General features: G+C 38.9%; 18 protein-coding genes. 15 read left to right on the top strand and 3 right to left on the bottom strand.

Annotated features, from left to right (window positions below; all coding sequences use genetic code 11):
- Positions 1-307: 307 nt before the first annotated feature.
- The 6 genes from J2Z32_RS07025 (at position 308) to J2Z32_RS07000 (ending at position 7,352) form a co-directional block, all read left to right on the top strand.
- Positions 308-1,231 (top strand): ABC transporter permease, encoded by a 924-nt coding sequence (locus tag J2Z32_RS07025; RefSeq protein ID WP_210088473.1) that lies wholly within the window; start codon positions 308-310, stop codon positions 1,229-1,231.
- A 72-nt stretch (positions 1,232-1,303) separates the two neighbouring features.
- Positions 1,304-2,197, top strand: coding sequence for a carbohydrate ABC transporter permease (locus J2Z32_RS07020; protein WP_210088472.1), 894 nt, complete (start codon positions 1,304-1,306; stop codon positions 2,195-2,197).
- 65 nt (positions 2,198-2,262) lie between these two features.
- Positions 2,263-3,831, top strand: a complete 1,569-nt coding sequence (locus J2Z32_RS07015) for an extracellular solute-binding protein (protein ID WP_210088471.1) — start codon at positions 2,263-2,265, stop codon at positions 3,829-3,831.
- A gap of 221 nt (positions 3,832-4,052) precedes the next feature.
- Positions 4,053-5,024 (top strand): 3'-5' exoribonuclease YhaM family protein, encoded by a 972-nt coding sequence (locus J2Z32_RS07010; RefSeq protein WP_210088470.1) that lies wholly within the window; start codon positions 4,053-4,055, stop codon positions 5,022-5,024.
- 32 nt (positions 5,025-5,056) lie between these two features.
- Positions 5,057-5,659 (top strand): TetR/AcrR family transcriptional regulator, encoded by a 603-nt coding sequence (locus J2Z32_RS07005; RefSeq protein ID WP_210088469.1) that lies wholly within the window; start codon positions 5,057-5,059, stop codon positions 5,657-5,659.
- Positions 5,660-5,750: 91 nt separating this feature from the next.
- The gene (locus tag J2Z32_RS07000) at positions 5,751-7,352 is read left to right on the top strand and encodes an amidohydrolase (protein WP_425342984.1); all 1,602 of its coding nucleotides are present in this window, start codon (positions 5,751-5,753) and stop codon (positions 7,350-7,352) included.
- Positions 7,353-7,393: 41 nt separating this feature from the next.
- Here the strand turns inward: J2Z32_RS07000 and J2Z32_RS06995 are convergent, their stop codons facing one another.
- Together J2Z32_RS06995 and J2Z32_RS06990 are read right to left on the bottom strand one after the other, a co-directional pair.
- Complete coding sequence (locus J2Z32_RS06995; protein ID WP_342453930.1) at positions 7,394-8,518, bottom strand: ArnT family glycosyltransferase; 1,125 nt, start codon at positions 8,516-8,518, stop codon at positions 7,394-7,396.
- Positions 8,519-8,758: 240 nt separating this feature from the next.
- Positions 8,759-9,523, bottom strand: coding sequence for a helix-turn-helix domain-containing protein (locus J2Z32_RS06990; RefSeq protein WP_210088466.1), 765 nt, complete (start codon positions 9,521-9,523; stop codon positions 8,759-8,761).
- 334 nt (positions 9,524-9,857) lie between these two features.
- Here J2Z32_RS06990 and J2Z32_RS06985 point away from each other — a divergent pair, with 334 nt between their 5' ends.
- The 7 genes from J2Z32_RS06985 (at position 9,858) to J2Z32_RS06955 (ending at position 17,949) form a co-directional block, all read left to right on the top strand.
- Entirely contained in the window at positions 9,858-10,985 is a 1,128-nt protein-coding gene (locus tag J2Z32_RS06985; protein ID WP_210088465.1) for a BMP family ABC transporter substrate-binding protein, read from the top strand.
- 157 nt (positions 10,986-11,142) lie between these two features.
- Positions 11,143-12,705 (top strand): ABC transporter ATP-binding protein, encoded by a 1,563-nt coding sequence (locus tag J2Z32_RS06980; protein ID WP_210088464.1) that lies wholly within the window; start codon positions 11,143-11,145, stop codon positions 12,703-12,705.
- Positions 12,698-13,744: an ABC transporter permease gene (locus tag J2Z32_RS06975; protein WP_210088463.1), complete on the top strand. Its 1,047-nt coding sequence runs from the start codon at positions 12,698-12,700 to the stop codon at positions 13,742-13,744. Before J2Z32_RS06980 ends, J2Z32_RS06975 begins: the two co-directional genes overlap by 8 nt.
- On the top strand, positions 13,741-14,688 hold the full coding sequence (locus tag J2Z32_RS06970) for an ABC transporter permease (protein WP_210088462.1): 948 nt from the start codon (positions 13,741-13,743) through the stop codon (positions 14,686-14,688). The genes J2Z32_RS06975 and J2Z32_RS06970 overlap by 4 nt, the downstream gene beginning before the upstream one ends.
- A 50-nt stretch (positions 14,689-14,738) precedes the next feature.
- Positions 14,739-15,692, top strand: a complete 954-nt coding sequence (locus J2Z32_RS06965; RefSeq protein WP_210088461.1) for a nucleoside hydrolase — start codon at positions 14,739-14,741, stop codon at positions 15,690-15,692.
- Positions 15,693-15,694: 2 nt separating this feature from the next.
- On the top strand, positions 15,695-17,074 hold the full coding sequence (locus J2Z32_RS06960) for an ADP-ribosylglycohydrolase family protein (RefSeq protein WP_210088460.1): 1,380 nt from the start codon (positions 15,695-15,697) through the stop codon (positions 17,072-17,074).
- Positions 17,075-17,274: 200 nt separating this feature from the next.
- Positions 17,275-17,949, top strand: coding sequence for a hypothetical protein (locus J2Z32_RS06955; RefSeq protein WP_210088459.1), 675 nt, complete (start codon positions 17,275-17,277; stop codon positions 17,947-17,949).
- On the opposite strand, the gene J2Z32_RS06950 is transcribed toward J2Z32_RS06955, so the two are convergent.
- Positions 17,950-18,492, bottom strand: a complete 543-nt coding sequence (locus J2Z32_RS06950) for a DUF1697 domain-containing protein (RefSeq protein WP_210088458.1) — start codon at positions 18,490-18,492, stop codon at positions 17,950-17,952.
- A 204-nt stretch (positions 18,493-18,696) separates the two neighbouring features.
- Between J2Z32_RS06950 and J2Z32_RS06945 the strand changes: the two genes are divergently transcribed.
- Together J2Z32_RS06945 and J2Z32_RS06940 are read left to right on the top strand one after the other, a co-directional pair.
- Positions 18,697-19,623 carry an ABC transporter ATP-binding protein gene (locus J2Z32_RS06945; protein ID WP_210088457.1) on the top strand — a complete coding sequence of 309 codons (927 nt, stop codon included), beginning with the start codon at positions 18,697-18,699 and terminating at the stop codon, positions 19,621-19,623.
- Positions 19,620-20,864: an ABC transporter permease gene (locus J2Z32_RS06940; protein ID WP_210088456.1), complete on the top strand. Its 1,245-nt coding sequence runs from the start codon at positions 19,620-19,622 to the stop codon at positions 20,862-20,864. The genes J2Z32_RS06945 and J2Z32_RS06940 overlap by 4 nt, the downstream gene beginning before the upstream one ends.
- Positions 20,865-20,888: the final 24 nt, after the last annotated feature.

The raw sequence follows: 20,888 nt of genomic DNA, 5'->3' as shown, positions 1-20,888 counted from the left end.
ATCATATTATAATTGTTCACTACTCAAAAGTGATAATGAAAAAATTTCCTATTACTGAAATAATGATCACAAACCTATTGAACAAAATGTACCTGAGTGAACTAATTTAATATTTATTAAACATAGCTGTTATATATGCCAGTCACATATGAGCAGTTCATATCAGGAAAATTGTTTCACTATGCCAATGACAAAAAAGTTCACTTTTGCTTTAAAGTTACTCTAGCGGCTTATTTAGCTCCCCCTATACAATAATGACACAGCCTTACAGAAGACACACGATATTGATTAAGGGGACGGATGAGAGATGAACAAGAAAAAAGGTTTTGTACATGAGCTTGTGACCAACCGGATTTTGTTTATCATGTTGTTACCAGCGGTGCTTTTCTTCATTATTAATTCTTATATTCCGATGGTCGGTATTTATTATGCTTTTACGCAATTTGATTTCAACACAAGTTTGTTTGATAGTGTGTTTGTTGGCTTGGATAACTTCAAATATTTATGGCAATCGGGATTGTTGACGAAGCTGACCTTAAACACCGTAGGCTACAACTTAGCGTTTATCGTGCTAGGTAATGTGCTTGCAATCGCTTGTGCTGTTCTACTCAGTGAGCTTAAATCAAAATGGTTCAAAAAAATTACGCAATCCGTAATGTTCCTACCTTACTTCGTATCCTTCGTTATTTTAAGTGTTATCGTTTATAACCTATTTAATTATGAAAGCGGATTCTTAAACACAATGCTAAAAGGTTTGGGGATGCAGCCATTAGATGTATATAATACGCCTTGGATGTGGGTATTTCTTATCATTATTTTTTATCTGTGGAAAAATCTTGGATATAGCATGGTCATCTACTTAGCCGCCATTACTGGGATCAGTGATGAATATTATGAGGCAGCAAAAATTGATGGCGCCAACATCTTCCAACGGATTTGGTATATTACATTGCCAATGCTAAAGACAACCTTTGTTGTATTATTACTGTTCGCACTTGGCAGCATTATGAAAGGACAATTTGATCTGTTTTATCAATTAGTTGGTAATAACGGGTTGTTATACAATGCAACAGACATTCTTGATACGTATGTATATCGTTCCTTAAAGGTGACCTTTGATATTGGAATGGCAACCTCCGCAGGACTATATCAATCGTTGTTTGGTTTTGTACTTGTCATGACGGTGAATTACATTATTCGTAAAATCAACGACGAATACGCCTTATTCTAATGCTGGAGTAGCTGGGGTTACATTTAAAACCAATTAATGGGATGTATAGAACTTGAGGAGGTCTTGGTGGGTATGCGTATTAAAGATGAAAAATATGCTAAATCGTTCCGGCTTTTTGCCTATCTTATAATTACACTGATTAGCTTAGTTTGTTTGTTTCCATTTTTATTAGTTATTTCTGCTTCCTTTACTTCAAATGAAGCGATTGTCAAAGATGGCTTTCATCTTATCCCAACTGTATTTTCATTGGAGGGTTATGCAACCGTCTTTCGTTTTCCGAAGCAGGTATTAACAGCATATGGCGTCACCATATTTACAACAGTGGTCGGCACGGCATTAGGCTTATTCATTATTACAATGACAGGATATGTGCTTCAGCGTAGGGATTTTAAATACCGGAATGGCTTTGCCTTCTTTATTTACTTCACGACCTTGTTTGGTGGTGGATTAGTTCCTTGGTACATTTGGTTAACTAAGTATCTAGGACTCACAGATACGTATACCGTGTTAATTTTCCCAGGCTTAATGACGCCTTTTCTCATTATATTAATGAAAAACTTTATCCGCTCGGCAGTTCCAGATGAGGTAGTGGAATCAGCAAAAATAGATGGGGCAAATGATTTTAAAATCTACTATCGGATTGTTTTGCAATTGTCGATGCCAGGCATCGCTACGGTAGGTTTGTTTCTTGCCTTAGCCTATTGGAATGACTGGTTTACATCGTCATTGTTCATTAATACGCCTGCAAAATATCAGCTTCAATATTATTTGTACAATGTGGTTAATGCGATGAGCTTCATCTCGCAAATGGGTGCAGGTACAGGGGTTTCGCTGGGTACAGATCTACCTACGGAATCTACAAAAATGGCGATGGCCATTATCGTTACAGGTCCCATCCTATTCTTATATCCATTCGTACAACGTTATTTCGTCAAAGGCTTGACCATTGGCGCTGTAAAAGGTTAGAACCGGAGCATATAAAATATATCCGGCTGACATATAGTCACATAAATCAAGGGGAGGATGAAAGTATGAAGTCTCGTAAAAAATGGATGTTTACCATGGTTGCAATTCTTTTATTGTCGACAATACTTGGTGCATGTGGAGGAAACTCTGGGAACGCAGGGGGAGATAAGGGAGCAGGAGGGGACAAAGCAGGAGCAAAAGTGACTGCAAGCGGTTTGGATATCTCTAAAAAAGTAGAATTACAATTTTACATGCTAGGGGATGCACCTAAAGATTTACCTGCCATTGAAGAGATTATTAACAAGCTTGCTTTAGAAGATTTAAATGCAACCGTGAAATTTAATTTCACAACGTGGACAGACTGGGATCAGAAATATAAATTACTTTTATCCTCTGGTCAACCCATTGATTTGATCTTCACCGCAGATTGGACACAATATCAAGCGTATGCAAAAAAAGGTGCGTTTAAGCCGCTAGATGAGTTATTACCTGTGGCTGCACCAGAGCTGCAAAAGTTTGTACCTAAAGACATGTGGGAAGCGGTAAAAATTGATAACAAAATATTTACGGTCCCAGCAACATACAAGGAATATGTTACGAATGGTTTTGTATGGCGTGAAGATTTAAGAGAGAAATATAATCTTCCTAAGCCAGTAGACATTCCAACCTTTGAAGCTTATTTGGATGGAATTAAGCAAAATGAACCAACAATGACACCTCTATCTATGAACTCAGATGTTAAAAATAACTTGATGTATGTATACCGTGAAATTGCACATGAGCAAATTGGCGCATTACCTTATGGCTTGGGAGTTAAATATAAAACACCAAGTGATATATACTCCTATTGGGGTTCAGACGAACAAAAGGATGATTTAACAACATTTAAACGTTGGATGGATAAAGGGTTTATTCAGAAAAACGTATTAAACTCAAAGGATACATTACAGGATCCAATTAATAGTGGGAAAGCCGCTGCGATTCTTGGTGATAACCCAACTCGTTTTAATGACATGGTAATTAAGCTACAATCAACGCACCCAGATTGGAAGCTTGGCTATTATCCATTCCCATTAAAGACAGGCGTTGCGACACCAGTGCATCCGATTCATAATGGCTTTGCAATTCCGAACAGTAGTAAAAATCCTGAGCGTGCATTAGCTTTTTATGAAAAAATGGTTACAGACAAACGCTACAACTTACCTACGCAATACGGAATTGAAGGTAAAAACTATAAAGTGAATAGTGAAGGCAAGTATGAAATGATTGGCGATAGCACTTCTAATGGCTTCCCGCGTGAAGGGATGAACGGTTGGGCGTGGAGAAACCCTGAGTACATGTTATTTGATAAAAACTTTGATGGTGTTCAAGCAATCTTTGATGAATTAGACAAAATTCAAGTGCCTGATAAGTTTAATGGGTTTGCAGAGGACTACACGGCGTATCAAGCAGAACGTGCCGCATTAGAGCAGGTAGAAAAGCAATATTTATATCCATTGCTTGCAGGACTTGTAGATAATGTAGACGAAGGCTTAGCTACATTTATGGATAAAGCAAAAAGCGCAGGTCTTGAAAAGGTACAAGAAGCGTATAAAAAACAATGGCTTGAATATGTACAAAAGCAAGGGTTTTAAGATGGTAGTATGGTAACAATGATTTAAAATAACGTTTATATTAAAGCTAATTAGGTTGCTATGATGGCGATCTAATTAGCTTTTTTTATGGCCTATTAAACTATTTTTATATCGACTTTATCAAATTAATAGTCTCAAATGACTGATCGTAGTATAATAGAACGGATCACGTCTACAGAATATAGTGCAGTTAGACTATAGTCTGCTGAGGAGGAAGGCATTTGACTAAAGTTAAAGAAATGATGAATCAAGAAGAATTCATCGGATATTACTTATTAAAAGAATTAGAAATTAAACAAACGAATAATACACCCCCTAAAGACTACATGGATATTGTGTTAAGTGATGCAACGGGACAAATATCTGCGAAGTTATGGGATGTATCATCATATGATAAAGAAACTTTTTTTCGAATGGGGCTTGTGAAGGTTAAAGGGATCGCGCATACGTATCGTGAGCGTCTACAAGTAAAAATTATTCAGATGAGACCTGTTAAAGCGGAAGAAGGCATCACGCTAACTGATTTTATTAGTGCTGCCCCGATCCCTTCGGATCAATTGGTAGATATCATTAAAATGACAACCGACCAAATTAATGATGATATAATGAGAGGTATTGTACAATTTTGCCTAGATAAAATAGGGGATAAGTTAGCTCACTATCCAGCAGCGAAAAGCCATCATCATAATTATTTTGGTGGATTAGCGTATCATACTGCACGTATGTTAGAATTAGGCAAGTTTTTGACTCAGCAACGTCCATTTTTAAATAAAGATTTATTGTTGTCGGGTATCATTTTGCATGATATTGCAAAGCCAGAGGAAATGCTTGCTGAATATGGGATTGTGTCAGAGTATAGTACTCCTGGTAAATTAATTGGGCATATTGCAATGGTGGCAACTTGGATTACAGAAGCGGCGATTAAGCTTGATATTGATTTAGCATCGAACCAAGTGTTAGCCTTGCAGCATCTAGTGTTATCGCATCATAATTTAGGTGAATGGGGAAGCCCTGTACAACCACAATTACCTGAAGCTGTTGCTTTACATCATATTGATGCACTAGATGCTAAGCTACAAATGGTAGAGGATGCACTTGGGGCACTACCAGAACATGAAGTATGGACACCATTGATACGAGGACTAGAGAATAAACCTGTATATCGTATGCGTTTTAGCGAGGATGAATCCTGATTCATGAAAAAGTTTAAGAAGGAGAGAACAGGATGTCGCCACGTACAGGATTAAAAATTAGTGTTATTTTACAAGCAGCAGAAGAGATTGCCAACGCAAAGGGGCTAGGTGAGGTAACCTTAACTTCGTTAGCGCAAAAGTTAGGGATTCGCCCCCCTTCTTTATATAATCATATTGAGGGTTTAAACGGTTTACGTAAAGTCATGGCTTTAGATAGCTTGGATCAATTAGAGGAGCTTTTACTTGTTGCTTCTAAAGATCAAAAGGAGGATGTTGCCCTGGTTAATATGGGTAAGGCATATCTTTCTTTTGCTAGAGAACGTCCGGGCTTATATGAAGCGATGTTGTATGCACCAGGTGCTGAGGATGAGGAGCTTCGCCATGCAGGGGATGGTGTTAATTCCTTGATTACTTCTACAATCCAAAAGGCATTCCATTTAAATAATCTTGAAGCATTACATGCGGCTAGAGGTTTTCGTAGCTTGCTTCATGGATTTGCTTCATTAGAGCAACAAGGAAGCTTTGGAATGATGTATGAAATTGAGGATAGTATTGAATATAATATAGAAGCATTTTTAGCAGGGCTACATGCAAAAAATGAATCGAAGCAAGTACAAGCTGACGCTACTCTGTGAGAGGTGTCAGCTTTTGTGATTTTTAATTTACAAGTTAGGGAGTGGAGGATAGATCATGTCAGGAACTTTATATATAAATGGTACGTTTCCAATGCTTAGTGGTGAGAGTAAGCTTGCTAGCCGTTTTGTTGATGCTATTTTTGTAGAGCAAGGTAAGATTGCTGCGATCGGGACTAAATCAGATTTAAAACTCCAACTAGGTGCTAAAGTGTATCAAACTATTGATCTAGCCGGTGGTGTCGTATTACCTGGCTTAACGGACTCTCATATGCATTTGTCTATGCATGGGATGAAGCTCAGTATGCTAGATTTTAGTGGCGTTACTTCCAAGACTGAAATGTTAGCGATGATAAGAGAGGAAGCACAAAAAACGCCAGTAGGACAATGGATTGTTGGACTCAATTGGAATGAAAATGAGTTTACAACACCTGAATTACCTCATATATCTGAGCTGGATGACATTACAATGGAGCATCCCATCTTTTTAACGCGAGTTTGCTTTCATGCCTATGTTGGTAATTCGATTGCTTTTAGGCTTGCTGGTATTACTCAGGATACCCCGGATACCCCATCTGGCTCCTTCGGGCGGGATGAACAGGGAAAATTAAATGGAATGGTATATGAGGAGGCTCATTTTGCTTTTACAAAGGCACAACCAGAACCGGATTATAGCACTAAAAAGGAAATTATAAAACGAGCTTGCCTTGATGCCTTATCGCTTGGACTTACTAGTGTGCATACGGAAGATTTACGCTTTATTGGTAATGTAGATACGATGCATCGCATTCATCAGGAGCTACACGAAGAAGGCATCTATATTCGTACCCATCAATTGTTGTATCATCCTTACATGTCAGAGATTAAAGAGCTAGGGATTAAAGCCGGTGACGGTAACGAGTGGTTTAAGATGGGCGCGATTAAGTTATTTGCAGATGGAGCAATTGGTGCGAGAACAGCGCTATTGCAACAGCCATACAGTGATATGCCCGAGGTTAGAGGGACAGCAATTCATAGCCAAGAGGAATTGGAGGAACTCACTGTACAGGCACGGAAGCTTGGTTTTCCTATTGCTGTACATGCGATTGGAGATGGCGCTGCACAGATGGTGCTCACTGCGATGGAAAACTGTCCACTTCCAGTCCATGCTCCCTTGAGGGATCGTTTTATTCATGCACAGGTATTAAATGAAGACTTAATTAAGAGAATGAAAAAGCTGCCACTCATTATAGATATTCAGCCTCGCTTTGTTGTTAGCGATTTTCCATGGGTATTAGATCGAGTAGGAGCAGAGCGTACTGAGTACTTATATGCTTGGCGGAAGCTGCTAGCTGCGGGTCTCATTTGTGGGGGTGGAAGTGATGCTCCGATAGAGCCGTTAAATCCATTTTTAGGTATCCATGCGGCAGTAACAAGAAAAAAACCTTCACAAAATCAACAATTTCAGTTTCAAAGTGAGGAAGGTTATCTGCCTCTTGAAAAGTTAAGTATGTCCGAAGCGATTTCATTATTTACAATGGGTGGAGCCGCAACGGTAAATGAAGCGGGTGAGCGTGGCTCGATTGAGGTTGGAAAAGCCGCTGATTTCACTGTCATTAATGATAATCCACTTCAAATGGATCACCCTGATCAGTTATTAGATGTTCAGATTCAAATGACAGTAGTCAACGGCCGTATCGCCTATCAAGCGAATTAGGGCGCTGTACCCGTCTAAGTCATCCAAAGTCATAAGCTTCATCACATGCTTATTGGCTTTGGAGGCTTATTTTTTATGTTATCTCTTCTTTGCACAAAATAATAAGCAGCAAATAAAATCAACAATGTCATGTTAGGGTAACCATAACGGCTAAATGCGATAAAAGGCATATAAATCCCCGTTAAATAAATCAGTATCAAATAAAGCGGAAGCAAGCCTGTTACTCGATTGCGAATTGCCTTAAATATCCCCACAATACTCACACTAGTCAAAATAATTTGTAGTACATACACTACAGGAATGCTAATTCCAAAAATGGATTTCCAATAAAAAGGCTGCATATACAAATCTACTAGTTTACCTATTGTGTACCAATAAACATATTTAAGTGGCTCATGAGTAAAGCCATAAATTAGAATATCTTTCCCCTTAGCTATCGCAGCCTTGTCCGCACCATTAAACAACGTATCAGGAGAATATTGTGGATGAGCAGCAAAAAAATCCGCTGGTGGCATCATGTTATAAATGCGAGTACCTAATAAAAACGGACTCCCCCCCGAATTTGTGAAAATAATCAGCTCATGAAAGACGTAATAATTTCGAATCCACCATGGTAATAAACATACGATATATACAGCTCCAAGTAGACATATAAATTTGATCATCTGACGCCAAGGAAGACGGTCCTTCCACCAAAATAAGAGTAAAATAGCTGGATATAAACTGATTTGTGGTTTCAAATAGGCGGCAAGAGCAACGATTAGCCCAATCCACATGTACCATATAGCTTGCTTGCGTTCTAGTGCAATTACGGTTGCACAGATTAATAGTAGTAGTAATGTACGAAATGTCATTTCAGATAAAATCACACCAGCTGTAAAGTAATCCGGCAAATACAAGGCACTTATAATACTCGCAATAACGCCTACACGGACATTAAAAAATCGTTTGCCTAACCAATAGATTAAATAGATGCATAACGCTTGCTCCAGCACTTGAAATAAACGAAAAGCAATGATGGCTGCCTCACCTTGTCCAAAAATACTCATAAAGCCTGCTAAAAGTAACGTCATGCCTGGCATAATAAAAGCAGATGGTAAATTGCCTGTATTATAGGCTAATACGCCTTCATTTAAAAATAAGCGAGCTGATTGTATGTATTTCACATCATCATTATTTGGGCGAAGGGGATCACCCAATAGAAAATAATTGCCATAACTAAGTACGATAACGCTGGAAAGTAGGATTACAAAGATTATTAGTATCATTATGATTTTTTGATGATGTGTATCAATTTTATGCCAAAACACTAAGGTTTATCTCCTCTCGGTTGGAACGCAGAAAGCAACATCAAAGGTTATTTTGCTTTTGAGTCTATATTAATGTAGCAAGGGACTGTCCGCAAGTTATAACGGATCCAGTCCCTTATTGTTTGTTCTAAATTTACGAGGGGTCAGCCCAACCTCTCTCTTAAATATATTGCAAAATTGCGCATCATTTACGAATCCAGACACAGCTGCGATTTCAGAAATGGGAAGCTGTGTGTGGCGAAGTAACGATTTAGCATAATCTAGACGTTTTAGTAAAAGATAACGAAGAGGTGACAATGCATAACGTTCTTTAAATACATGTCGAAAACGGTCGTAGCTGTACCCAGACAATTCAGCTAAGCTGGCTATCGTTAATCGCTGTAAATAATGCTCGTCCATGTAATTTAACACGTATTGGATGCGGTCCTCAGCAGGAGAAGGTGACAGCCCTTTATCTACGTTTCGAAGTAAATGAACAAGAATTTCGCTAAGCTGGAGGTTCATGAGCTCAGTAAAGCCTTCGCGTTTTCGCTGAAATTCACCTTTCATTCGTAGCAAGGTTTGATAAACGGTGTGCTCCTTGTCATCATCGTGAACACCAGCAAGATTAAGAAGACTTTTATTATCACAAATGAAGCCAATAAATAACACCTCTGCTTCTGGTGTATGTTTTTCATCGTGCTTGAAGCCAGGCGGAATAAGTGCAAAGGAGGAAGAGCGGAAATGAAAATTTCTCGTCCCTACATTGGATGAGCCTAACGCACTGACATAATAAACAAGTTCATAACATTCATGCTGGTGAGGAGGAATATACGTATTGGGGTCATGCACAGCATTTACGATATATAATACACGATCCATAACATGACACCTCCGACAATTAATGATTAAATTCGACAATATAATTTGAGTTATGTAGATGATTTAGCCGAATCGTGCAAAAAATTGACCGAAATCATATAATTTTTTGCAGCTATATTTGTTATGATCTTATCAATTAAACGGAAGTTTTTCAACTGGATTGGCCACCATGTTCGGAATTCGACTGTTTATTTCTATGAAAGTGTTATGAAATGTACGTTTTTTTCTGAAAATAATCAGAAAACACGATTATTAGGATGGTTTTACAAATTTTTCAATACGTCTTTAACGCAATTTTGGCAATAAACTACAAAAAGGGAGCGAGACAATAGAGATGAAAAAAAATATGCTGATTTTATTGTTAGCTGCGGTCATGGTATTGGTCACTGCGTGTGGAGGTAAAGGTGGGAATTCAGCTTCAACAGACAACAAAGGAAATAACGGTGCTGTGAAGCAAGAAGGAAAGTTAAAGGTTGTATTGCTTATTCCAGGTGTACTTGGAGATAAATCATTTTTTGATGCTGCAAACAGCGGCTTGCAAAAAGTAAAAGAAATTCTTGGCGCTGACACAAAAGTTATTGAAATGGGTGCAGACAAAACAAAGTGGGAACCAACCTACAACGATATTGCATCTCAAGACTGGGACGTCATTATTTCTGGTGGCTCTGAAATTACCGAAATGTTTAATGCAACAGCAGAAGCAAATCCTGAGAAAAAATTTATTAACTATGACACCGATATTGAAGAAGCTCCAGCTAACGTGTACAGCATGACTTATGCTACTAATGAAGTTTCCTTCTTGGCAGGAGCAGCAGCAGCCTATGCGACTCAGTCTTCTATGCCAAACGCAAATAAAGAAAATGTAATTGGTTTTGTAGGTGGAATGGACATTCCTGGCATTAACGCATTTCTTGTTGGGTACATTCAAGGTGCACAATATGTTGACCCTAATGTGAAGGTAGCCGTTTCCTACGCAGGTGATTTTGTTAACCCAGCCAAAGGCAAAGAGTTATCCCTTATTCAATATAACTCTGGTGTAGATATTATTTTTAACGTAGCGGGTGGAACAGGGCTAGGTATTTTCGACGCTGCAAAGGAAAAGAAAAAATATGCAATCGGAGTTGACTCTGACCAAGGGATGTTGCTAAAGCAAACAGATCCTGAAAAGGCCGATCTCATCGTAACCTCAGCAATTAAAAAAATTGATATGGCAATTCTAGGCGCTGTAAAAAGAGTACAAGAGGGTACACTTGAAATGGGTAAACGCGATGTGCTTAGCTTCGTAGAAGATGGTGTAGGTCTTGCAGAAAATGAAATTTACAAATCTGCTTTCCCAGAGGATATTCAAGCAAAAATTGAAGATGTGAAGCTAAAATTAATTAAAAAAGAAATTAAAGTAGATAATGCAATGGGCATGGAAACTGCTGAAATTGAAAAAATTCGTAACGCGGTTAAGCCATAAAGCTATAACTACTTGACTCATTATATTGTAATGAAGGCATCCTATGCTTTACGTTGCAATCAGTATAAATGAAACGCAGCAAGGAGTCCTTCATCAAAGAGGGACTTTAAGCTGCCTTTTTTTACGAAATTACAAGCTAGAAGGATGTGGACTGAACATGGAAACCCCTTTGCTGGAAATGCGAGGCATTACAAAAGTATATCCCAACGGTGTTGTGGCGAATCGAGATGTGAGCTTTTCATTACGTGAGGGTGAAATACATGCGCTTGCAGGTGAAAATGGTGCAGGCAAATCAACATTAATGAAAATGATCTTTGGGATGGAAGAGCCAAGCGAAGGCGATATTTATATTTATGGAGAGAAGGTTAGACTTCTATCTCCACAAGATGCGATTGATCGTGGTATTGGGATGGTGCACCAGCACTTTATGTTAGTGCCTTCATTTACTGTCGCTGAAAATATGGTGTTAGGAATGGAGCCACGTAAAGGCTTTGGGATTCATTATGCTGAAGCCATTCAGATGACAGAGGAAACCGCACGTAAATATAATTTAGCCGTGAACCCTAGAGCAAAGGTCGAGGATTTAACAGTAGGGATGAAGCAAAAGGTTGAGATTTTAAAGGCGCTTATTCGTGGGGCAAAAATTTTAATTTTAGATGAACCAACTGCAGTATTAACCCCCCAAGAAACAGAAGAATTATTCCGAGAGTTGAAGCAACTCAAGGAGCATGGGCATACGATCGTATTTATTTCGCACAAGCTGAAGGAAGTTAAAGCGATTTGTGATCGCATTACGATATTACGTGGTGGACGAAGTGAAGGCGTGTTTGAGGTAGCGGATGTGACAGAGCAAGAAATTTCTAGACTAATGGTTGGACGAGACGTAGTGCTGAAATATGATAAGCCGAAATTGGATATTCAAAAGCCTGTACTGACAGTGGAGAACTTAAATGTTAATGATCCGCTAGGTAAACCGCTTTTATCAGATATTAATTTCTCTGTTCGTGGTGGACAAATTGTAGGGATTGCTGGTGTTGAGGGCAATGGTCAACGTGAACTTGTCGAAGCCTTAACGGGTGGATTGGTAGGTGTCACTAGCAGTGGAACAGTAGAGGTGAATGGAACACAAATCCGCGAATCTAACATTTTAAATATACGTAACCTTGGTGTTTCTTATATTCCTGAGGATCGGATGTCTCAAGGTTCTGCGGGTGAAGCAAGTATTTCCGATAATATGATCTCTACACATTACCGTTCTAAAAAGATAAACAATGGCGTATTCCTTCGTGGCTCACGAATTGCCAGCTTAGCAACCAAGCTAATCGAGGATTTTAAAATTCGATGCTCAGGACCTAAGCAGCAAATTGGGATGTTGTCAGGTGGGAATATGCAAAAGGTGGTTGTGGCTAGGGAATGCTCCACAGAACCACAGCTTTTAATTGCAGAACAGCCTACGCGTGGAGTGGATGTTGGTGCGGCACAGCTTATCCATCAAAAGCTGTTAGAGCTAAGAGAAAATAAAGGAGCAATTGTGCTTTTATCCGCAGATTTAAATGAAGTGCTAGAAATTAGCGATTGCTTGTTGGTCATGTATGAAGGTCAAATTGTTGCTTATATTGAAGATCCGTCAAGCATGAGTGAAGAGGAGCTAGGTCTTTACATGCTAGGAAGTAAACGGCAGGATGCAGCGGACATCAGGAGGGCGATGAACCATGTTTAAATCTAAATATTTTGAGGTTATTCGCACAGCGGCGGTTATTTTGATTGCACTTGTCATTGCATTTCTTATTATTGCGCTTGTTAGTGAAAATCCTTTAAAAACGATTAGTATCTTTTTGCTTGAACCACTAAACTCCAAGGGACATATAGGAAATGTGATTGAAATGGCGATTCCCCTTATGTTTACTGGACTAGCTGTTTCCTTATTATTTCGTGCCAACATGTTTAACTTGGGGGCAGAAGGTATTTTCTACTTCTCAGGTGTGGTCGCTTCAGCAATTGCAATTCATTGGTCATTAGGTGGCTTCTTACACCCGATTGTTGCCATTTTGATCGGTTCTATTGTAGGTGCCATTTTATCCGCAATTCCAGGGATATTGAAGGCAAAGTGGAACGCGAATGAACTCGTTACTTCCCTCATGTTTAACAATATTTTGTTTGGAGTTGGCTTGTATCTGTTAAATTATCAATTACGTGATGCAAAGGCATTTGCCAATGTATCGTTTAAATTTGAGAAAACAGCATTGCTGGACAAAATTATTCCAGGGACACGTATTCATACAGGGTTAATTATCGTTTTGATCCTTATTGTACTTGCTCATTACTTTCTTTATAAAACCAAATGGGGGTATGAGCTACGTATGACGGGGGCTAACCGTAAGTTTGCACAGTATTCTGGGATGAAAACAGCAAAGGTAATTATTCTCGTCCATCTTATTGCAGGTTTTATTGCAGGGATGGGAGGGTCGGTCGAGGTGCTGGGGATGTACAGTCGCTTCCAGTGGACCGCCTTACCTGGTTATGGACTTGATGGAGCCTTAGTTGCCATGTTGGCAAAAAATAATCCCTTGTCTGTCATCGCTTCAGCACTGTTTTTAGCTTATATTCGGATTGGAGCAGATCTTATGGCTCGCTTGTCTGATGTGCCTGCGGAAATGATTTCGATTATCCAAGCGGTCATTATTTTGTTAATTTCAGCAGAGCAATTCCTGAAGTTCTGGAAAAACCGGATGCTACTGAAGGAGGCGCGTGAGTCATGAGTGGTTTAGATAGCTTATTTAATGTTATTTTTACAACTGATTTTGCCTTTTCTGTGTTAAGGGTTACCACGCCAATTTTGTTCGCTGCCTTGGGCGCATTAATCTCGAATCGTGCCGGTATTATCAATATCGGGATGGAAGGAATTATGCTGGTATCTGCTTTGGCAGGTGTCATTATTAGTGCCTATACGCAAAGTGCATGGATTGGTTTACTTGGTGCCGTGATGGCAGGAACCTTAATTGCAGGCTTACTTGCTTTCTTTACCTTGAAATTTAAAACGCATATTATTCTTGGCGGGATTGCGATTAATATGTTTGCTTCGGGGGGAACCGTATTTCTACTTTATTTATTAAGTGGAGATAAAGGGTCATCTACTTCTTTGCCAAGTAAGGTTTTACCGAGTATCGATATCCCACTGTTAAAGGATATTCCAGTATTGGGGCCTATTTTTTCAGGACACCATATTTTAACCTACTTATCCATTATTGCAGTGTTTGTTGTTTATTATATGCTCAAGCGTACACCGCTAGGTTTAAGAATTCGCTCTGTAGGTGAAAACCCACATGCGGCACAATCCGTAGGGGTTAGTGTCATAAAAATTCAGTATACTGCGTTATTGCTCAGTGGATTTTTTGCTGGCTTAGGTGGCGCATATATGTCAATGGGTTACTTATCATTGTTCACCAGAGATATGGTTGCAGGACGTGGTTGGATCGCGATAGCTGCTGAGTCAATGGGACGTAGCACAACGGTCGGAACAGCATTAACTTCATTATTGTTTGGTGCAGCAGATGCATTAGCGAATGCATTCCAAGTATTAAAAATTCCAGCAGAGTTAATTGCAACCTTACCTTATGTAGCAACCGTAGTTGGTTTAATAATTTATGCTGTAAGTGAGACACGTAAAAAAAACAGAAAGCTAAAAAGCCCGCTTGCTAAATAACTAGCAGAGCACACACGATAGTACAGACTAGCGAGGAGCGTGACATAGAGATGGCGACACCGATTATAATTGATTGTGATCCGGGGCATGATGATGCGATTGCGATATTGCTTGCTTATGCCCATAAGGATTTGTTAGATATAAGAGGAATTACTACTGTTGGTGGTAATCAAATTTTAGATAAAATAACTGATAATGCGCTAAAAATATTAAGCTTTGTTGATGCTGATATTCCTGTGGCAAAAGGGGCTGTAGGCCCACTACTTGGTAAGCTTGTGACAGGTGAAGAGGCACATGGTGAATCAGGGATGGACGGTCCAGTGCTTCCACCAAGCAAGTATCGTGCGATAGAACAAGGTGCAGTTGAATTTATGCTCGATATTATTAGATCATCTGATGAAAAAATCACGCTAGTTCCACTTGCACCTTTAACCAATATTGCGTTGCTTATTACGGCGTACCCAGAGGTGAAGGACAAAATTGAGCGTATCTCCTTAATGGGTGGCGGAGTTGGTTATGGCAATGTGACGAATACAGCAGAGTTTAACATTTATGTTGATCCAGAGGCAGCAAGAATTGTATATGAATCTGGTATTCCAATTACGATGAGTGGCTTAGATGTAACCGATAAAGCAGCTATTTTTGAGGATGAAATTGAGGAATTGAAAAAGCGGGGACCTGTGTCAACGTTAGTTGGAGAATTGCTTGATTTCTATTCGATTTATGGTAAGAAAATGGGTTATGTAGGTAATGCGCTTCATGATCCATGTGCAGTTGCATGGCTATTACAACCTGAGTTATTTACATCAAAAGATTTATACGTAACGGTGGAAACAGAAGGAAAGTTGACTAGAGGAATGACCGTTGCGGATCAACGTAAAAAACCAGATTTTGCACCAAATGTTCAGGTATTAGTGGATGTGGATAGAGAAGCATTTATGAAGCTATTGTTTGATGCATTAGCACGCTTGGACGAGCAACTCACTGCTCCGAAAGGAGAATAGCTGTGGCTGGTTGGGAAAGATTGCAGGAAACATTGTTTTTTGAGCTGATGCAGCGTAAGGAAGAGGGCTGTGTTGTCGATGGTTTTCCAGAAAAGCTTGCACAGGCTGGTGAAGATGAAGCTAAGCTGATGCAAATTTATTATGAATTGATGGCTTTACCCATTGCAGACGATTTTGCCTTTCAAGAACCATCTACATTCCAAGAAATCAGAGCGTTAAGACCAGACGGACCACGTAAGCTTGTGGCGAATTTGACTGAAGCACAGTGGAAGGATAAATTTTATGGGGCTTGGCTAGGACGTTCTGTAGGTTGTGCGCTCGGCAAACCACTTGAATATTGGGATTACCTCTATGGCAAGGATGGACGACCAGGCTGGGAAAATGTAGAGTTATGGTTTAAAGGCGCAGATGCTTGGCCGATCAAAGCGTACACACCTGGACATTCCCGCGCAGAAGAGCAATATGGTCTTAAGCTAAGTGATTGGTCATTTGTAAGTACCTCTGACAAAATCAAATACATGGAAAGCGACGATGACTTGCGCTATACCATTTTAGGTTTATTGTTGTTAGAGGAAAAAGGGCTAGACTTCGATTCATGGGATATTGGTAAGCTATGGCATAGCCGATTAACCTACAGTCAGGTTTGTACCGCAGAAACGCAAGCTTATTTGAATTTTGCACATGAGACGTCTCACCTACATGGTGAAAAGCCTGCCGATTGGGAAAAACGTCAAGAGCGTGTACGGATGCATTTAAATCCATATCGTGAATGGATTGGGGCGGCCATTCGTGTCGATGCACTTGCTTATGGTGTAGCAGGACGACCTGAGCTAGCGGCAGAGTTAGCTTATCGTGATGCTTCCTTTTCTCACGTCAAAAACGGGATCTATTCAGCCATGTTTTATTCCGCGATGATTGCGTCTGCATTTGTGGAGCAGGATAATGAGAACCTAATTGAAATTGGACTTAGCGAAATTCCAACGACATGCCGCCTTGCCGCAGATGTAAAACGTGGCGTTGAAATTGCCCATAAGGCTAAAAGTGAACGTGAGCTTGTGAGCAAAATTTGGGATGAGTTTAGCCATTACGATGCGGTGCATAGTAACAACAATGCGGCATTAGTTGTAGCTTCGCTCGTGTATGGTGGGAATGATTTTGAGAAGGCAGTGGTCACCTCCGTTTATGGTGGAATGGATACCGATTGCAATGGCGCAACCGTAGGTTCCATTATGGGTGCCAAATTGGGTGCTGAACAACTACCTACAAATTGGACAAAACCACTTAATGATACGCTTTATGCTGATCTAATCGGTTTTGATCCAGTTGCGATCTCAACGCTCGCAGAGCGCACTTATCAGTTGTTCCGGAAGCTGCAAGGGTAGTTGGCTGAGCGAGATAAAAAGTGAAAAGTTTTATTAAAAATGAATCCATACCTTTTCAAGTGTAATTCACTGATCAGGTATGGATTTTTAATTTTATTCATTAGTGAAAAAGAGTACAATGTGCATTAAGGTTTATACTATTTTAAGGTGATCCCTACTACATTTTGGAGAAGTTATTGAGAATAAGGAGACAAGTTAACATGAATAAAGGAAATAAATTAAAACTAAGTATGATTGTTATAATCTCTGTCCTGATGGTTTTGTTCATTGGAGGTATGAAATTAGGTGCACATTCTGGTGAAAAACAAGAACCCCCATTTTCTACATCTACAGAAAATAAAACGCTTACTAAGAAGCTACAGCTAAACGATGCAGATAAACTATTGATTAGTGTGGAGGTTAAAGCTGGTGGTATTAAAATATTAGAAGGCAAATCGAGTAAATTAGTTGCTGATTTTGATCCACAATTTTATGAGGTTGAGATCAAGCAAAGTCATCAGGAGTGGAAAATCAATGTCAAAGGAAAGAAGACCAAAATGGCTTCTAATTATGTAAAGCTATCTATTCCTAATCACCCCAATTCCATTAAGGCAAATGTTATAGAAGGCTCTTTGTTGTATGACATTCCTGAAAACGGGAAAAGCGATCTTGATATTACTGCGGAAGACTCATCCCTCTCCTTTTCCTCCACTAATAAGTATAAATATAATAATATTTCCGTTACTGCTCTTGAAAAAGAATTTATAGAGGATAGTCATATTCTATACCCATATTATTTTAATAAAATAGATGAAAAATTATCTTATAAAAATGATAATGCAACAAGTAACATTGACATTGTATTAGCGGGTTTTACGAATGTTACGTTTAAATAACTAAGGGGTGGAGAGCTGTAATAGCTTTTTTGTCGTATTGGCATTTCTTATTGTGACATGATTGTAAGCAGATTTGCCTACAATTTTAGCCCATCTTGTTTTTGAGAACGTATCAAGGGGAGCAGACCAAAATATAATTTGTCCATAGTGATCTACTTGCTCATATTCTGGTTTAGCAATGCCAACTTGCTCCATGATTTCTATTGCAGTCGCAGGTGGAATCACAAAAATAGCGTTATGCTTAGACTGAGGATCGTTGTCCCACCAAGCTGGAGCATGATCTAAAGCTGAAGATAAATCTTTTACGGAGATGATAGTGACAGTGATGTTCAAGTTGAATTTCTCCAAAATCGCTTGTTCGCAATTTTTTCTGATTTCTACTTGATTATCTTGATCACTGGAAAATATAACATTACCACTGTTAATGTAGGTAGTTACCTCTTTATAGCCAATTTCCTCAAAAGCTTTTTTTAATTCGGGCATGGAAACTTTGTTTTTACCGCCAACATTGATACCACGTAGTAATGCGATATATTTTTGCATGTAATAACTCCTTTATTTGTTGAATTTAAACAATAGTATTTTGTCATAGTATTTATGTAACTAACCATTTATATTAAGGCTGACTAACACTAAAAGGAAAATTATATTTTACATAGAATATAAGGTTTGTCAGATACGCCTTAGTTGAATGTTATGTTATTTTGAATGCTGTGTAAATGGGTGATGAGTTGGGAGTGAAGAGATATGAGCAAGGTTGCATTAGAAATCAAATCGTTAAGTAAAAGCTTTGGTGACTTTAAGGCTGTTGATGATCTCTCTATCGATGTGATGCAAGGTGAAATTTTTAGTTTGCTTGGGCCTAATGGGGCAGGGAAAACAACAACGATTCACATTATTAGTGGCATGTTAGCGATGGATGAGGGAACCATCAAGTTTAATTCTACCAGTCATCACCAAGGACTTTCCTCCACGCATAAAATTGGTGTCTGCACTCAACATGTGCAAATTTGGCCTATGCTCACTTGTGAGGAACAGCTACTTTTTGTAGGAAGCATGTACGGAATGAGCAAAAAGCAAATAAAGTCCCGTGCATTAACCTTGTTAGAATTGGTTGGCTTATCTCAAAAAAGAAGGGTACTCGCTAAACATCTTTCTGGTGGCATGCAGAGACGATTACACTTAATTATGTCTGTCATGCATGATCCAGAAATAATTATATTTGATGAGCCTGAGGCAGGACTTGATCCGCAAAGTAGAGTGCTAGTTAGAGATTTTATTAAATCTTTAGCAGGAACCAAAACAATTTTATTAACGACACATAATATGGATGAGGCGGAGCGTTTATCCTCTAGAATAGCAATTATGGACAAAGGCAAGATACTTCTGTGTGACACACCGACTAGGCTTCAGCAGAAAATTTGTCCTGAGGAAACTTTAGAAATCCAATACTTAGAGGAGCTACCTCCAATTCAGTGGTGGGATACTTCCGATTATCATATTCAATTAGAGGGCAACTGTATTAAAGTCACAGGGACTAATCTTACCACCTTCGTTCCGCAAATACTTCAAAAAACTGAGGCACAATATGGCACTCCGATAACGTTTAGCTTGCGACAAAGTACACTGGAGGATGTATTTATTAAGCTGACTGGAAGGAGCTTAAGAGAATGAAATTAATCGCTGTTTTCAAAAAAAGTATGATTGAGCAGTTTAGAGATTATAAAGCGTTAATTTTGACCATCCTTTCCCCCATTGCTTTTATTGTGATTTTTGGCTTAGCTTTTGGACAAGGCTTTTATACATACACACTTGGAATTACAAATGAGGATCAAGGAACATTAGGGAATCAACTGATTCAAAACATTGAAAACAGCCGATATCCCAACGGTAATAAATTCTTCGAAACCATAGTTGTTGATAATCCAGTGGGGACCTTCGATAAGGCAATTAAACAGCAAAAATACGATGCACATCTGTTAATTCCAGCGAATTTTAGTGAATCATTTAAAAATAGCATGGGTACCTTTAGTAGCTTTAATAATTCTAATAATTCTAATGATCCTAATGATTCTAATGATTCTAGTGACTCTAATAATTCTCATAGTTCTAGTCGTGCTCCTCAAGATGATCATGCGGCTATCGTTATTTCAGGTAATCCCTCTAACCTAACTTATAACCTAATTAGTAGCTTTGTGGAGAATCAAATTCATAGCTTTGTATGGGAAAATGTAAAGATCAAAAATCCGACCAAAATTGTATATGATCATACAGGGTTCCAGCAAATACAGGTCAAATCAGAGTTTGATAATATGGCTCCAGGCTTAATTGTGTTTTCGGTATTTTTCCTTATGATTTTAAGCGCGATGATGATTACCAAGGAAATTGAAAATGGAACTATTGAGCGAATTATATTAGCTAAAACTAAACCAATCGAGTTTTGTGGGGGAATTAGTTTAGCACAAATGGGGTTAGCGGTGATAATGTTACCGCTTGTCTTTGCCGCGAGTAGGTTGGTAGGCTTCCACACATCAGGTTCATTTTTGCTTGCTTATGTTGTGAGTCTCATTGCTACGTTTTCTGCGATCGGAATTGGATTGATCATCGCGGCTTTTTGTAAAACTTCATTAGAAGCATTTATTATAGGCAACGTGGTACTTACACCTATGATGTTTTTAGCAGGTATTTTCTTTAAAGTTCCCCCGATTAAACTATTTACAATCATGGATAAAGAGATCGAATTACTGTCATTGATGCCAACATTAGATGCTGTAAATGCAATGAATAAAATCTTGCTTCAAAATGCTGATTTTTATAGTGTTGTTGGAGAGCTTATTGTGCTTATAATTTTATCTGCTTTTTATTTTCTGTTAGGAGTTGTGTTGTTTAAACGGCGGTATATGGCAAGGGGATGATGAACCACAAAGAGGTAAGTTCTA

This window comes from Paenibacillus turicensis (assembly GCF_017873435.1).
GTDB classification, from domain to species: Bacteria; Bacillota; Bacilli; order Paenibacillales; family Paenibacillaceae; genus Fontibacillus; species Fontibacillus turicensis.
Note: the sequence above shows the minus strand (reverse complement) of the source record. Positions and strands in the feature narration are given on the sequence as shown.

What these genes read in the sequence shown, in the direction of transcription:
- J2Z32_RS07025 (WP_210088473.1), top strand. Translation starts at nt 308, where the DNA reads ATGAACAAGAAAAAAGGTTTTGTACATGAGCTTGTGACCAACCGGATT.
- J2Z32_RS07020 (WP_210088472.1), top strand. Translation starts at nt 1,304, where the DNA reads ATGCGTATTAAAGATGAAAAATATGCTAAATCGTTCCGGCTTTTTGCC.
- J2Z32_RS07015 (WP_210088471.1), top strand. Translation starts at nt 2,263, where the DNA reads ATGAAGTCTCGTAAAAAATGGATGTTTACCATGGTTGCAATTCTTTTA.
- J2Z32_RS07005 (WP_210088469.1), top strand. Translation starts at nt 5,057, where the DNA reads ATGTCGCCACGTACAGGATTAAAAATTAGTGTTATTTTACAAGCAGCA.
- J2Z32_RS07000 (WP_425342984.1), top strand. Translation starts at nt 5,751, where the DNA reads ATGCTTAGTGGTGAGAGTAAGCTTGCTAGCCGTTTTGTTGATGCTATT.
- J2Z32_RS06990 (WP_210088466.1), bottom strand. Translation starts at nt 9,523, where the DNA reads ATGGATCGTGTATTATATATCGTAAATGCTGTGCATGACCCCAATACG.
- J2Z32_RS06985 (WP_210088465.1), top strand. Translation starts at nt 9,858, where the DNA reads ATGAAAAAAAATATGCTGATTTTATTGTTAGCTGCGGTCATGGTATTG.
- J2Z32_RS06980 (WP_210088464.1), top strand. Translation starts at nt 11,143, where the DNA reads ATGGAAACCCCTTTGCTGGAAATGCGAGGCATTACAAAAGTATATCCC.
- J2Z32_RS06975 (WP_210088463.1), top strand. Translation starts at nt 12,698, where the DNA reads ATGTTTAAATCTAAATATTTTGAGGTTATTCGCACAGCGGCGGTTATT.
- J2Z32_RS06970 (WP_210088462.1), top strand. Translation starts at nt 13,741, where the DNA reads ATGAGTGGTTTAGATAGCTTATTTAATGTTATTTTTACAACTGATTTT.
- J2Z32_RS06965 (WP_210088461.1), top strand. Translation starts at nt 14,739, where the DNA reads ATGGCGACACCGATTATAATTGATTGTGATCCGGGGCATGATGATGCG.
- J2Z32_RS06955 (WP_210088459.1), top strand. Translation starts at nt 17,275, where the DNA reads ATGAATAAAGGAAATAAATTAAAACTAAGTATGATTGTTATAATCTCT.
- J2Z32_RS06950 (WP_210088458.1), bottom strand. Translation starts at nt 18,492, where the DNA reads ATGCAAAAATATATCGCATTACTACGTGGTATCAATGTTGGCGGTAAA.
- J2Z32_RS06945 (WP_210088457.1), top strand. Translation starts at nt 18,697, where the DNA reads ATGAGCAAGGTTGCATTAGAAATCAAATCGTTAAGTAAAAGCTTTGGT.
- J2Z32_RS06940 (WP_210088456.1), top strand. Translation starts at nt 19,620, where the DNA reads ATGAAATTAATCGCTGTTTTCAAAAAAAGTATGATTGAGCAGTTTAGA.